A 15071-nucleotide genomic window follows, 5' to 3' on the forward strand; every position below is an offset into this window, starting at 1 on the left:
GAAAAACTAAAACTTGGACTCGAAACTAAATCCATAAAATAAACTTTCATTTGGCTTTTGGAACTGATTCCAAGATCCGAAGGTATTTATATTTGGTTTCATATCGAGTATTGGTTTTAGATAAACTCCATTTGCATTTTCCTTTTTGGTTTCCATTGGTCCCAAATAAAAACTATCAATCAAACTATAGGTGATGATCGAAGTGAAAACAGCAGAATAAATGAGAAAACGTTGTCTATGGAAATCATAACGATCGGTATTTAAGGTATTAGCAAAAATGAAAACACGTCCATCTCCAGTTGGAATGTATTCCATATCGTTATTAATTGCATTTACAGAAGCATTATACTCATATAACATTCCTAAGCCGGAAAGTAAGGCTCCCCCAAAAATAAACGCAGCTTTTCCATATTTTCTTTCCGTTATGGGAGCATAACCTGGAATGACTTTGGGTGTTTCTTCTTTAATTACTTTTACGATTACCGATTTATTTTGAATTTCAAAAGAACGAAACTCTAGAATGTCTACTGACTCAAGAGTTTTTGTTTCGGTTTCAATGATGATTCTGCCACGTTCAAGAGTTTTAAAATTTCCTACGAGTTCCCGATCTCCAAAAACCCATTTTCCCTTAACCCCAGGATCAATGTAACGTTCCATGGGAAATCCAGATTCGGCACTGACTTTTAACGTTGCGATTTTTTTTAAGGGAATGGTTTCCAATTCCAAAGGGCTACTTTTTTTGGAAAAACTAGCATTTGTTTTGTTCAGTTTGGTAAGAATCAAATCACAGTCTTCGACTCCAAAGGTTTTGTAATCGGCGCAAGCCGGGAGCCCGTCGTAGCCGACATCGATCCCTAAAACGTCCGCATTTAAGAATTTATATCGTTTTCCTTGGTCTTGCCATTCCACATGTGTTGCCGTCACATTCACAACCTTCCCATTCAGTACTTCCCCTGATTTCAATCGGATCTTGTCCGCCCAAAGAGAAGAGGAGGTAAAAACCAAAACCAGAAGGAGAAGGGATGCCCGAAATCGGGAAGGGAAGGATATGTAAGTGACTAAAACCAATGGGAAAATCTCAATTTTGTGATAGATTTCTATCACTTGATTATCGACAATACTAGTAATTGCCGTGAACAAAAGCAAAATCAAAACGACGAATTCCTTACGATTTAAGATTGGACTCTTTTATTCCCTTCTTGCCTTACTCAATATCATCTTTTTTACAGTGATGATCTTCGAAAATCAATCTGATTTGCTTCTCAAGAACTTCCAATTTCAGTCAGAAAACCTTGCCAATACCATTCTAGCCGATATCCAAACCATTGGCCTTTCGGGAGAGAAGGATGAAAGTTTTGAGGTCTTCCGAAAGACTTTGAAGTTATACGAAATCGCAAAGTTTTCGATATTTGATGCCGATGGCAAAATTATACTCTCCGAACCAGAATCAGGCGCTGGTGTAAAAGAAATCACAGAATCTATCTTAAAAAAAACAAAAGAAGTATCTTCGGATAAAGAAGGAAACCTCTTCAAAGCCCGTTACAATTTGGATCTAAACGAATCTGACTTCACCGTAGATTTTCTTTTACCGATTCGCCTTTCCGATAACCGGGAAGTATTTTTATCCACCCATTTTAATATTTCATCCATTCAAGACCGACTAAAACAACTTTATATCCAAGTTGGTTATGCAGTTCTTTGGGGAATTGTATTTCATATTATTTTTGCTATTCTTGTTTATCGGGCTATTTTCAAACGTGTTGGATCTTTAGAGGTTGCTTCCAAAGGAATGGCTACCGGAAATTTACAGTCGAGGGTTGACTGGAATTTTAAAAGTAATGATGAATTGGATAATTTGGGAAAATCTTTCAACTTGATGGCAGAGGAAATTCAAAATAAAGTAACAACAATTACACGACTAAACGAAGAAATCAACCAAGAACTTCAAATCGGTAAAGAAGTTCAGGAATTGTTTTTACCATCTGTTAAGAAATTTAAAAAATTTAATATTGGAAAACTTTATCGCCCGATGCGAGAGGTATCCGGAGATTTATACCAATACTTTCAAATTCCAGAAAAAGATTATTATGGGTTCTTTTTGGCTGATGCTTCTGGTCACGGAGTTTCTGCGGCTTTAGTAACAGTCGTTATGGCGATGTCTTTACAAGCTATTATGAAAGATAATCATTCTGCAATCGAAGCCATAAACCGACTGGGAGAAGTGATTGCCAATCGTTTACAGGCTTCTTTTTTTGCGACAGGAGTATTTGTTGTTTTTGAAGAACCTGGTGTGGTTAAATTTGTAAATGCCGGACACAATGCACCTTTTATCATTCGTCCATCCACAAAAGAAATTACTTATATCGATAGTTCGGGGCCTCCTCTTGGAATGGGTGATGACATTCAATACTCGTTAGATTCCTTTCCCGTACTTCCTGGTGATAAAATTGTTCTATATACTGATGGGGTTGTAGAAACTCCGATAAAAGAGGGAGGACTTTTTGGACTCGAACGATTCACTGAAATTGTCCTTGAGAACATTCACCTTTCCAATGCTGAAATCGTAGAAAAGGCGATGGAATTACTCGAAGAAAAACACGAGGAATATAAGGATGATGTCACTATGATTATCCTTGATGTGCCGGAATGAGAAAATTTTTCTTATTTTCGCTTTTCTTTGTTCTGTTTTTTTTCTTCGCGTTGGCTTCCCAATCCATCGTCAGTGTTAAGTTACAAGAACTTCGTTTTGGAATTCTTAGAGACCAGCTGATGAACTATCAGCTCTCTTCTCAGACTTTAAGAGAAAGACTAAAACAAATGTTTCTTTCCAAAGATGACTATATGTCTGAGGTAAAGGTCAACATTTTAGAATCGGGGATTATGAACTCCGAGACAGAAGGTTTGGATTTAAAAATGGGTTGGCAAGACAGGTTTGGGTTATATGTCATCAACTCTGTTCGATTTTTGAATTTCAAACCGGCTCTAGAACTGGAAGAACAACAAAATACAATCATTCGATTGCAGTTTGCTTTTTATATGGAAAGGACAAGAAAGTATCCAATAGCTTCCAAAAAGTACCAAGAACTAGAAGATTCCATAACTTCCGCCCTTTCTGATGAAATGGCATTCACACTCCTTCATCATGGCTATTGTTTGGTGATGATGGGGGAGAGAGAAAAAGCCTTTGTCAAACTAGCCAAAGCCATTGATTTATTTCCAGGCAGCCATTACGCTGAAAACGCAGGCCTTCTCATTAGTTTTTTAGAAGAAGGGGAAAGGAAAAAAGAAGAATTAAAAACAAAAAAGAAATCTCCGGAAGAACTAGCTTATTCGCTCTTTCAAAGTGGAGATTATGAAGAGACTCTAAAAACTTTAGAAAACCTTCCTGTCCTCTCTAAAGACCAGTCCTATATCAAAGCACGTGCTATGGAAGAACTTGGAAAAACTTCTAATGCAGTTAAAGAATACATCCAACTTGTAAAACAAAAGGACAATAAAGAAGTTGCAATCCGCGCCAACAGACGTTTGTTACTCATTGGAAATTTTTACCAAGAGAACAAATCACTTGTTGCTTTCTCTAAAGAAGAAGCAAACAAACTGGGAGACACAAAAGCGGCTGAGAATATAGAAGAGGGTAAAAGTTTAGTTTTAAAACCTGTTATCATTGAGAAGGTACTCAAAGCAGAAACCTCTTCCAATCTATCTGCAGAAGAAACAAAAGAACTCAATCAAATCAAAGAAAACATTCGCGAATCTTTAGAAGATTCCAAAGCAGAAACAACGAAACTAGCAGCGGTTGTTTCAGAAGAAAAAATTCCTCTCATTCCGGAAAATCCACCAGAAACAATTACAAAAACGACAGAAGTCATACCTCCTGTGGCAGTAAAAAAACAAATACCAGAAGCTCCTTTGAAACTCAAAGTGAAGTTACGTGATGGTCGGGAAGTGGTCTGTGATGAAGTGAAAATTGAAGGAAATTTGGCTACTCTGCAACTCGGTTCCTTTGGGCTAAACCTTCCTTATGATCTGGTGGTTTCTGTACAAACTTCCGGTGAAAAGGCAGGAAAGCTCATCAAACTTGTAACTGGTTCTGGGGTTCAAGGAGAATCAAATCGTTGGATTCAAACCAACTCTGGAGACTGGACAAAACCAAAATCAGCAGAGGAGCCGGTAGTACGGGGAGAAGTGAAATCCTTCCGGCTCTAAGGAGAAAAAGGAGTTATGGAAGTTCCGATTCTCCGCCGAGGATCGTGAAAAACTTGTCCAAACTAGACAGTTTCAAGATCACCATGACATCTTGACTCACATTGAGAAGGAAAAACTGTCCTTCTTCCGATTTGAGTTTCTTTTGCAGGTTGGCAAGAAGAGCAATTCCAGAGGAATCCAAGAGTTTGATATTGACCATATCAATTGCTACAGATTCAGCCCCGTCATCAATGATTTTGTGGAGTTCTTTCTTAAGTGCGGGTGCAGAATAAATATCGAGGGAACCCTCTAGAGTAACAACTGTATGATTTTTAACTTGTTTTGTTGTGAAATTCATTGAACTTCCTACTGGCACGTATACAATCTGTTTACTTGCCAATTTTGTAAAGAATTTTTGTGGAAACTGATTCTTTGCAACTATGTAGCCAAATTGATTAGAAAAAACCCTAGTTTTGTAGCTTTTTTAAAACTAAGGTGATGGCTTGGTTGAAACCATCGTAACCACCCTTGTCGTAATCGTTGAGTTCTTTATAATCCAAATCGCTCATGTCTAGGAGTAATTTCCTTAACTCATGCTCTAAATATTCTTTTTTAATATAGCTCGTTTCGAATGTCTTAGGATGCACGCCTTCAATCGGACGAAATTTCTAAAGAATTTCGAATCTTTTTTAGGTTGAGATTTTAGGAAAAATACGAATCCTTAGTGGGAGAGAAAGCCGACCTCGGCAAAAACAATGGGAAGTCCAATCAGCGTTCTAATACTCGAAAACGATTCTAACAGCGTATTTGATCTCGTCAGAGAAATGAAGGCAAATGGCCTAAGTCCTCTTTACCGAGTGGTTGAGTCATTCCAATCATGGGAAACCACAGTCCACGAAGAAGATTGGGATGCCATCATCTGTAGCACAAGAGAACCCTTTCATTCAGAAATTCCCGTATATTTACAATACCTAAATGATAAAAAGTTAGACATTCCGGTGATTTTACTCAGTGACCCGGATGAATTTACGAAAAACTTAAGTTATATGAAATCTGGGGTCAACGATCTTATCGATCGAAAAAATCTCCTCCGTTTAACGGAGGTTCTAGAAAGAGAAAGAAGAGAATTAGTCTACCGAAAAGAAAAAAATACCACAGAAACTTTTTTATACCAATCCTTAAAAGAAATCCAACTCCAAAAGTTTGCATTAGACCAAGCTAATATTGTTTCTATTACTGATGCCAATGGCATCATTACTTATGTCAACGATGCTTTTTCCAAAGTAACTGGTTATAGTGTTTCTGAACTCATTGGCCAAAATCATCGAATTATGAAGTCAACAGACAAAACCAAAGAGGATTGGACAAAAATTTGGGAAACCATTCAAAAAGGAAAAGTTTGGCGGGGGGAAATTCGAAATATAAAAAAAGACGGTAGTGATTACTGGGCGGATACAACCATTGTTCCTTTTACTGGCCAAGATAAATCGGTATTCCAATACATTGCCATTCATCATGATATTACCGACAGAAAACTTGCCGAACAACAGTTAACTCATGATGCTTTTTACGATAACTTAACAGGATTACCTAATAGGGCACTCTTCCTTGCAAGGATTGAGCAAAAAATATTTGCTTACAATGCAAAGAACTTAGGATATCCCATTTTATTTTGTATTAATATTGATAACTTTAAACGAATCAACCATTCCCTCGGAAACGATGCAGGAGACCAAGTCCTCATCATTTTTTCGGAAAGATTGAAACAGTTTTCGGATTCTGATGCCATCATTACGAGACTTGGAGCCGACAATTTTGCCATTTTACTTTCTCATATTCTTTCTATTGATGAAGCAGTGAACTATGCGAATCGACTTTTAGAAAGATTGGGAGATCCTATTCCTATTGGAGGATATGAAATTTATTTAACAGCTTCTTCCGGGATCTCCGGTTTTGGACTTGGTGGAAAAGAAGCAGATGTACTTTTACGAAATGCAGAGATTGCGATGTTCCATGCGAAATCTCAAAAAGTGGGAACTGTATCTGTTTTCAACCAAGCGATGCAGGAAAAAATCCATTTCCAACTCGAAATCCAAAATGATTTAAAAAAAGCTCTCCTTCAACAGGAAATTTTTGTCTACTACCAACCTATACTAGATATCAAAGAAAATAAAATCGGACACTGGGAAGCCTTAGTTCGTTGGCGTCATCCACAAAGAGGGATGGTATCTCCTGGAGAGTTCATTCCTCTTGCCGAAGACTCTGGTCTCATCGTTCCCATTACCAAATTTGTTTTGGAAAGGGCTGCTGACGTAATTGAAGAAGTCCAACTCAAACAAGGATTACCAATCTCCATCGCTGTCAATTTAAGCCCCCAAGTATTTTTTGATCAAAATATCTTTCATTGGATTGTGGATCTACACAACCGCAGAGGGATACCTTATACCTCATTGCAAGTGGAAATTACAGAAAGTTTGGCGATGAAAAATCTATCGGAAACTGTTCCGATTCTTTCCAATTTAATTGATATTGGTGTAAAAGTTGCCCTTGATGATTTTGGAACAGGATTTTCTTCTCTTTCGTATTTAGAAAAGTTACCATTATCGATCTTAAAAATTGATAAATCATTTTTAAATAATGTAGAAGAAGGCTCTAAGGAAAGTTTTTTACTCGTATCCATAATCAATATGGCGCATGACTTAGGTTATTCGGTCGTTGCTGAAGGAGTCGAAGAATTTGAACAATTAGAGTTACTCAAAACCTATGAGTGCGATAAAATCCAAGGGTATTGGTTGTCCAAACCCATTGGAAGTGAAGATGTCATACCATTTATTAACCAATTTTATTTAAAACAGGAAAAAACATGATTCGAATTTTTAGCTTTTGTTCAGTGGTAGTTTTTTTAATCCACTGTAGTACTTCCCCAACGGGAAGAAGACAAATCCTTCTTGTAAAAGATGCAGAAATGAATGAGATGGGTAACACTGCATTTTCCGAATTAAAAACAAAAACACCAACCGATTCCAGTACTTCTGCCAACTCCTACGTAAACTGCATTGTCTCTGCAGAACTTGCCGTAACTTCCGATACAACGGGAGTCGAATCATGGGAAGTAGTTGTTTTTAAAGATAATACCCCTAATGCCTTCGCTCTTCCTGGCGGGAAAATAGGGGTCCATACAGGAATGTTCGCGGTAGCAAAAAACAAAGACCAACTAGCAGCCGTCATCGGACACGAAATAGGTCATGTGATTGCTCGCCATGGAAATGAACGTGTCTCTCAAAACCAATTGGCTGGTGGTTCTGTAAAAATTTTAGAAAGTCTGGGAAAACCAACTGTGGCAGGCGCTCTCGGAATGGGTGCAAAATTTGGAATCCTCTTACCGTTTTCTAGAGAACATGAATCGGAAGCAGATTTGATTGGACTCGAACTGATGGCAAAATCTGGATTTGATCCGAGAGAGAGTGTTACACTTTGGAAGAATATGAGTGCTCTTGGTGGATCAAAACCTAATGAATTGTTATCCACTCATCCGTCTGACGCAACGAGAATGAAAAATCTGAATGCAGCAATGGCAAATGCTATCGCGTTATTTGAAGCAGCTAAGGCAGAAGGAAAAAAACCCAACTGCCATTTGTAAGGTGAACTTTATTCGCAGAGAAGTTTTCTTCCTGCGATTTTACAATTTCGGGCTTTACCATCGTCAGTAAGGACACCGATTCCTTCTTGACCATCGGAAGTGAAGTCACCAGATACAGACTTGCCATCTTTGAAACTATAAGTTCCTTTCCCATTGATTTGTCCGTTTTGAAATTCGCCTACGTATTTGTCCCCGTTTTTGAAATTGTATTCTCCTGGGCCCTGTTTTTTGTCTTCTGCATAAGTTCCACTAAACTTCTCACCATCTGTGTAGAGAAAACTTCCAGTACCTTCTCTTAGGTCATTTTTAAAAGAACCAGTATAGGTGTCGCCATTGTCATAAACATATTTGCCGATTCCATTCACACAGTTTCCTTCAATACAACCAAACTTCTTTCCACCTTTTTCTGGATCTTCCAAATTGGCATTTCGTGAATTTGTTTTTGTATCTTGGTTGGATGAATCGGCATCTTTTGTATCCTGCGATGCACAAGCCAAAAACATTGGCAAAAGAAAAAGCCCACAAATGCGAACGGATAATTTCATACGTCCCCCAAATCTGAACCCATCGTAGCGGATGATTTTTCAGAAATCAATTCAAAAAGTATCTTTGGATGTCTTGGAACCGGTCGTTTTCAGTAGAAGTATCGGGTTTCATTGGAGAAGTTTCCAATGGTTTTGGAATGACTTCATCTACTATATCTTTTAAGTTTGGTAAGTCTATAAGGAATCGACTGACAGTCATTAACCTGCTTTTATCAGAAAAAATCGGAGAAGTGAGAAATAAACCCTGTTTGGCTCGAGTGATGGCTACATAAAATAACCTACGTTCTTCTTCTAGGTCTTGGACAGTTTTGATTCGAGAGCTCGGCATACTTCCTTCCACCACTTGCATGGTAAAAACATATTTCCACTCCAAACCTTTAGCAGAGTGGATGGTAGAAAGAGTTAAAAATTCATCTTCTTCCGAGTCTGGTGCGTTTGTATCCTCTCTTTCTGTAGGATCGAGTGTAAGGTTTGCTAAATAATCGGAAAGATGTGGTGATGATTTGGCTAGAATCTTAAAAGAATCCAAATCTTGTTTCCTTTTATCAAAATCATCATATTCCATTTCTAAAATTGGAAAATAGTGAGAAAGGACAGCTTCTACGATGCCCATACTATTTCCTAAATTTAGGTTTTGGGATTTAAAAAGTTGGATTAGGTTTTGAAAGGAAGTTTTTGCCAAATCAGGAATTCCCAAAAAAAATGTAGGAGAGTTTTCGATAACTTCATATTGAAAGTTATGTGTTTCCAAATTTTTATAAAGAACTTGTGCATACTTCTTACCAATACTTTTTTCTAAAAGCAAAACTCGATTCCAAGATAAAATGTCTTTCGGATTATCAATAATACGTAAATAAGAAAGTAAATCTTTTACATGTGCTAAGTCCAAAAATCGTTTCCCTCCGTATTTTCTAAAGGGAATTTGTTTAGCGCTTAGTTTAACTTCCAAAAGATTGGAGATGTATCCCGCACGAAAAAGAACCGCAATTTCTGTCAAAGGAATATGATTTTCATACAATTCCAAAATTTGATCGGTTATCCATGTTGCTTCTTCTTCAGCAGATTCAAATTTGATATGTTTTGGTTTGTCTTGGATATGTTTTGAATGGGCAACCAAACTTTTTTTATAATTTTCTTTACTCTCTGCTAATACAGCGTTAGCCAAATCCAAAACAGGTTGGGTACTCCGATAGTTATCTGTTAGGTGAATTATTTGAGTCTTTGGAAAAATTTTTGGGAAATCCAACATATTATGAACATTGGCACCGCGAAACCCGTAGATACACTGTGCGTCGTCTCCAACCACAAGAATGTTTTGGTGTTTACTTGCCAGTAAACAAGCAATATGTGCCTGGACACGATTTGTATCTTGGTATTCATCAACAAGAATGTATTTATATTGTAATCCAACTTTTTCTCGAATGGATTCTTCTTCCATTAGTATCTTACGAGTAAAATCCAAAAGATCATCAAAGTCTAATGAATTGTGTTTGAGTTTGAGTTCTGTAAATTTGGATTTGATTTCTTGGATTTCTTTTGTAAGACCAAGAAACATAGGGTAGTCTTTTTGAAGCAGTTTTTCTAAAGAAATCTGCAAATTGAAACAACCAGAAAAAATCTCGGCTAAGGTTTCTTTCTTAGGAAAACGGACTTTTGACTGTTTGGAAACCACTTGGTCCCGGGCCATTCCGACAAGACTCACGGCATCATCTTCATCCAAAATCGTAAAATTGGAACCTAGGGATACGGCTAGGGAAAACTTTCGAAGGAACTGATGGCAAAAAGAATGGAAGGTTCCCCCTTGAACGGAGAACATACGTGAATCGTGTAACCCGCTGGCACGATTTAACATTTCTTTTGCTGCCCTTCTTGTGAAGGTGAGAAGGAGGAGGGAACTTGGATCAATCCCACTCTGAACTAGAGATGCCAATTTATGAACAATCGTGTTTGTTTTTCCAGTCCCGGCTCCCGCAACGACTAAGATGGGGCCTGGAGGAGACAGAATGACCGAATTTTGGGCTTCGTTTAAATCCTCATTCACAATACAGAGAATTGTGATATGGATTCTGTTGACAAACTCTAATTATTCTATTTGATAGATGGAACCGGTTTCAGAATATATGACAGCAGTTGTGGGAACAGATAAAGAAACAGACGTTAAAAGAATCCTTGTGGTTGAGGACGAAAGGATCATTGCTATCAATATTTGTTCCACTCTGAAACAATACGGATACAATGCGACTTATGTTTCCGATGCGAACGATGCCATTGAACATATCGAAACAGAACATTTTGATTTGGTGCTCATGGATATCATGCTAAACGGTCCCATGGATGGAATTGAAATAGCAACCATCATCAAAAAAACAAAAGAAATTCCTGTGATCTACCTAACTGCTTATTCGGATGAAGCAACCATCAACCGAGCCAAAGCCACAGAACCTTTCGGGTATTTAATCAAACCATTTAACAGCCGTGATTTGTACATTTCGGTTGAAATGGCAATTTATAAATCGCAAGTACAAAAACACATACGTAATGTAGAGAGCCGACTAGCAGAAAATCAAAAATGGGAAACCATTGCTCTTGTCGCTTCCGGAATTTCTCATGAAGTAAACAATCCACTCACGTCCATTCTAAATTTAGCAGACCTGATTGCGGCAGAAGCTAAAAAATTAGGTAACCCTTCCTTAGGGGAAAAAGCTTCCAAAATTGCAGAAGAATCAGATCGAATTGCAAAGATCATTAAAAACCTAGTTTCCTATTCTCAGTCCACTTCCTCCCAATGGAATTATTCCAATTTGGGTACGATTTTAAACGACACTCGTTCCTTCCTCCACCAATACTTTTTAAAAGAAGGAATCCAATGTGAAATTGAAGTAGGGGATGTTCCTCTCGCCTACTGCCAACCCCAAAAGATCAAACAAGTCCTTCTCAATCTCATCCAAGATGCTAGGGTTCGTGTCAATACCAGGGAAGATACGATTGGAAGAAAAATTGCAGTTTCTTTGCAACAAGCAGAGGAAGATGGAACCAACCATATCCTAATTCAAATTAAAGACAATGGGGCAGAGGATTTAATGAAGGGAATCTCCCAAATGAATTCACTGGAAGTGACAAAAAGTATCATCGCAGAACACAAGGGAAAGATGTATCGAGATGAAAATTCTTCTTCTTGGTTTTTTACTCTACCAATCGTTAAACCACTGTAACAGTCGTTTAACGTTTTCCTAAGGCCAGTGGTTTTGCAAGTTCAGGGGTTTCTTCTAACAATTTAAAAAACAAGGTAATACGGCTCGAGTGTAACATCCAATTGTCCTCTAAAAAGAGGCCTGCCAAGAAAAAGTTAAAATCTTTATAATAAGAAAACGAAGTTTGTGGATTTTTTGTAAAATCGAGAAGGATAGCCAATGCCAACCGATTGGCGCTTTCGTCCGGACCAAACCCTTCCATCGGGATTTGGATCGATGGCTCTGGAATTGTAAAACAATGTTCCGCACTTCCCTCTCTGACTTTGAGATTGTACCGCAAAGTACCAGGAATACGTTCCCCAGAGTAGGTTTTTGCCATTCAAAACTCCCGGATGCTCAAGGAATGAGCCATTTGATTATGTCCATTACATGAATAGTTAAGCAACCTCTTTTTCCGGTAAAATACGAGATTCCAGTCCGAAATTCTGCCTGGTTTTCCATTGATTTTTTCGACCGGTGTAAAACTCTCGTTCTATACTTTCAAAGCCCGCTGTGCAAAAATCCATTCGTTTTCTTATATTATTTTATGGTTTTCTCTTCGGAATGGAAATTCTGGCGCAGGATATCAATGGGCTAAAACTTCTTTTTCCCGATGCTTCTGGACCGTCCAAAAACTCCCAAGAGGACGAAAGAAAACAAACAACAGCCCAAGTACAACGAGGGCTGGTTCGAAAGTCTGTCGATGCCATGTCTGATCGCGAAGTAGAAGATAACCTTCGCAATTTAGGACTAAATCCATCTGGAACCATTTATACAAAAAGAGAAAGACTGAGAGAGGCTCTAGTTCCAGCAGAAGAACAAACGTTAACTCCTGAAGCACTCCTGAGTTCCCAACCGAAAAAAGACCCACCAATTCAAATCCAAAATGCGGCTGAAGGCCAACTTTTGAATATCGACAAAACCAAAGGTGGTGTTCTCGTACTTCGTGGTAAAGTGCGACTTAAAATCAGGTCTGGAGAACTTGTTGCGGATTCCGTTTCTATTGATGCCAACCGCCAAGAGATTTATGCCGAAGGTGGTGTGGAATACAAAGATGGAAGCGCCAAAGTAAACGGCGACCGAATGATCTATGATTTAAAGATCAACCAAGGTGTAGTTTATAATTCGAAACTCAGTATGTTTCCTTCTTTTTTCATTGGTCAAAAGTTAAAACGGTTAGATGAAAAACGTTATCTTTTGGAGATGGGATACTTTACTGCTTGTAATGCGGAACTACCTCATGAGTCGTTTCAAGCTCGTAAAATCTTTATACACGATGATAAGTCCGTTGTTGCTTATAGTGTTTCCTATAAAGTAGGTGGCACATCATTATTTTGGTTACCTGTTTTATACAATTCCGAATCAGGAAATGGAGTTACAACTCAAGTTGGTAAAAACAATACCCAAGGTTGGTTTTGGCAAAACTCCTACCAATGGTCAGATTCTTATCCTAATAGTATCTTCCTTGCCAACGGTTATAAATTTAGATTCGATATGTATGAAAAAACGGGGCAAGCTGCTCAGTTAGAGATGTGGAAAGTCTCTCCAATTTTGAATTACAATATCAATCTCGGTTATGCGAATTATAAAAACAACGCAATCACCCCCGTTTATGAAGATCGTTTTAAAAATGGAGGTGTTGGCAACGTTGCTGTTACCAATAACGTAGATCGCGGAGAGATGTTTCCAAACACCGGACTTCCCTATCGCAATACAGGCGTTAATTACGACCCTTGGTGGAAAACAGACATTCGGTTAAATGCAAAATTTAACGATTTTTCTCGTGATTATACAAGAAACGTTCAAGTACAATACGAAAATTATAGTAATCGTCAATTTGATTATGAATTTGGAAACAGATACCAACCATCTAATTCATTACAATCTTTATATACATATAGAGATGTAAGATTTGGACTCATTCGTAACATGCTCAACTGGAACTTAAATTATACGGAAAACCGGGGAGATTTGAGTGTCGGATTTTCAATGAGCAGAACTCTCGTTTACCAAATCCAAGCGAACCAGTACTTTGCAGCACAGGATACTTTACCTGCAGTAACTATTAGAAACTCAAGTAATATTGGACTTGTCCCTGGAACTAGTAGTCCAATCTATTGGGACTTACTTTTCCAAACCAATATCAATCGAATTTATGGTGCTCCCCAACAGAGAACCAATCCTACAACAGGCGTTGTGGACCCAAGAAGTCAATACCAAGACTTCGTCTTAAGATCACAAACCAATGTGATCGGGGAAACAGGTTTTAGATCACCGATTGCTATGGGTACATATATGTCCTTTACGCCATCAGTTTATATGGGTGCCACAAAACAAACAGTGGAGTATCCTGGATCAGGAAATGATTTAAATAGCCCCGACCGGGATGTGAACAAAGCTTATGCCACGATGTTAAAACAACAATCTTATCAGTATGTAAGGCAATCACATACGGCTCGGATAGGAATTCCTGAAATATTTTTATCTACTACATATCGTCGTTTGGATGCAGACAAAGCAGAGGCAAAAGATCCTATCCTTGGAAACTTACGTCAACATGAAGCAGAATTTGCATTAGAAAGTTACGCACTCAATGACTGGGATATCTCAGTGAGAACCATTCGTGATTTGCGTCAATTCTCATCTACCTATAATCCGGGTCTTACCAATATGCAAAGATGGTATTATACTGTAGTACGAGTGGGTGGGTTCTTTGATTTCGTAGATGGATTTACAACGCGTAGACCAAGTCTTCTTGAAAGAAAAAGAAACTTTTATTCTGGTGTATTTATTAACAACGATTACGTACATCACACTCCGCAAAATCGTTCACTTTCAAATAACCTAACTGTTTCTTATAAAATGGGGGGATTTTCATGGCCCATTATTAGAGCCTTTCGTAGTTTAGAAGTAGGGTCTACTTGGTATCATGTATACAAAGACAGTTATTTAGATAGTTATCGTTTTTTCTTTAAAACGGATGTGAAAGTAACTAGATATTCTGGCGTTGAATTAGAACTCGATTCTCGAGTCACCGAACCTTGGAGGCTCACTGCTCTGGCCCAAGGCCAGTTTTATGCAATGAATACGAGCCCCGAGTTGTACACCTCACAAACAGGTACTAACTATGACCAAACCACCATTTGGGAAGATTTAGCTGCAGGAACCGGAGCACAAGGACAAACAGAAAGACAAAAAACTGTTTTCAACATCAACAGGTTTATGATGACTTTGAAACTCGACTTACACAACTGGGAATACCGTCTGGGATACAGTATGAATTTACGGGCATTACCTGGAGGTCTCACAATGAACAACCAATTGACTTTTTATGACCAGTCAGTATACTTCTCTGTGAACTTAACCAATTTCAGTTTTGCAGATTCTGCATCGGCACAAGCGACACGTGTTCGATTATACAGATTCCGTAAACGTCCTCTTGACGGAACCTCTACAGACTTAACGGACTAA

Annotated in this window: 11 protein-coding genes; 6 read left to right on the forward strand and 5 right to left on the reverse strand. The window is 38.3% G+C overall.

All coding sequences use genetic code 11. The annotated features are described in order from the left end of the window. Positions 1-6: 6 nt before the first annotated feature. Positions 7-1104, reverse strand: a complete 1098-nt coding sequence (locus EHQ49_RS14095; RefSeq protein WP_244241492.1) for an LB_137 family protein — start codon at positions 1102-1104, stop codon at positions 7-9. A gap of 28 nt (positions 1105-1132) precedes the next feature. On the opposite strand from EHQ49_RS14095, the gene EHQ49_RS14100 reads away from it, so the two are divergent. Together EHQ49_RS14100 and EHQ49_RS14105 are read left to right on the forward strand one after the other, a co-directional pair. Continuing rightward, the gene (locus tag EHQ49_RS14100) at positions 1133-2650 is read left to right on the forward strand and encodes a SpoIIE family protein phosphatase (protein WP_135580303.1); all 1518 of its coding nucleotides are present in this window, start codon (positions 1133-1135) and stop codon (positions 2648-2650) included. Then, a complete protein-coding gene (locus EHQ49_RS14105; protein ID WP_135580304.1) occupies positions 2647-4206 on the forward strand; it encodes a tetratricopeptide repeat protein in 1560 nt (519 codons plus the stop codon). The genes EHQ49_RS14100 and EHQ49_RS14105 overlap by 4 nt, the downstream gene beginning before the upstream one ends. Before the next feature lie 13 nt (positions 4207-4219). Here EHQ49_RS14105 and EHQ49_RS14110 read toward each other — a convergent pair whose 3' ends face one another. Further along, the gene (locus EHQ49_RS14110) at positions 4220-4543 is read right to left on the reverse strand and encodes an STAS domain-containing protein (protein ID WP_002974097.1); all 324 of its coding nucleotides are present in this window, start codon (positions 4541-4543) and stop codon (positions 4220-4222) included. Between the two features lie 397 nt (positions 4544-4940). On the opposite strand from EHQ49_RS14110, the gene EHQ49_RS14120 reads away from it, so the two are divergent. Both EHQ49_RS14120 and EHQ49_RS14125 read left to right on the forward strand, forming a co-directional pair. Next, positions 4941-7052 (forward strand): EAL domain-containing protein, encoded by a 2112-nt coding sequence (locus EHQ49_RS14120; RefSeq protein ID WP_135580306.1) that lies wholly within the window; start codon positions 4941-4943, stop codon positions 7050-7052. After that, positions 7049-7825 carry a M48 family metallopeptidase gene (locus EHQ49_RS14125; RefSeq protein ID WP_135580307.1) on the forward strand — a complete coding sequence of 259 codons (777 nt, stop codon included), beginning with the start codon at positions 7049-7051 and terminating at the stop codon, positions 7823-7825. The genes EHQ49_RS14120 and EHQ49_RS14125 overlap by 4 nt, the downstream gene beginning before the upstream one ends. 8 nt (positions 7826-7833) lie before the next feature. Here the strand turns inward: EHQ49_RS14125 and EHQ49_RS14130 are convergent, their stop codons facing one another. After that, complete coding sequence (locus EHQ49_RS14130; protein WP_135580308.1) at positions 7834-8370, reverse strand: MORN repeat-containing protein; 537 nt, start codon at positions 8368-8370, stop codon at positions 7834-7836. Positions 8371-8416: 46 nt separating this feature from the next. Next, positions 8417-10411 carry an ATP-dependent helicase gene (locus EHQ49_RS14135; RefSeq protein WP_135580309.1) on the reverse strand — a complete coding sequence of 665 codons (1995 nt, stop codon included), beginning with the start codon at positions 10409-10411 and terminating at the stop codon, positions 8417-8419. Positions 10412-10490: 79 nt separating this feature from the next. On the opposite strand from EHQ49_RS14135, the gene EHQ49_RS14140 reads away from it, so the two are divergent. Next, on the forward strand, positions 10491-11582 hold the full coding sequence (locus EHQ49_RS14140) for a response regulator (RefSeq protein ID WP_135580749.1): 1092 nt from the start codon (positions 10491-10493) through the stop codon (positions 11580-11582). Positions 11583-11589: 7 nt separating this feature from the next. On the opposite strand, the gene EHQ49_RS14145 is transcribed toward EHQ49_RS14140, so the two are convergent. Then, complete coding sequence (locus EHQ49_RS14145) at positions 11590-11940, reverse strand: hypothetical protein (protein WP_135580310.1); 351 nt, start codon at positions 11938-11940, stop codon at positions 11590-11592. A 224-nt stretch (positions 11941-12164) separates the two neighbouring features. On the opposite strand from EHQ49_RS14145, the gene EHQ49_RS14150 reads away from it, so the two are divergent. Continuing rightward, a complete protein-coding gene (locus tag EHQ49_RS14150) occupies positions 12165-15071 on the forward strand; it encodes an LPS-assembly protein LptD (RefSeq protein WP_135580311.1) in 2907 nt (968 codons plus the stop codon).

Origin of the sequence: Leptospira perdikensis, from assembly GCF_004769575.1 — a bacterium.
Taxonomy (GTDB): Bacteria; Spirochaetota; Leptospiria; order Leptospirales; family Leptospiraceae; genus Leptospira_A; species Leptospira_A perdikensis.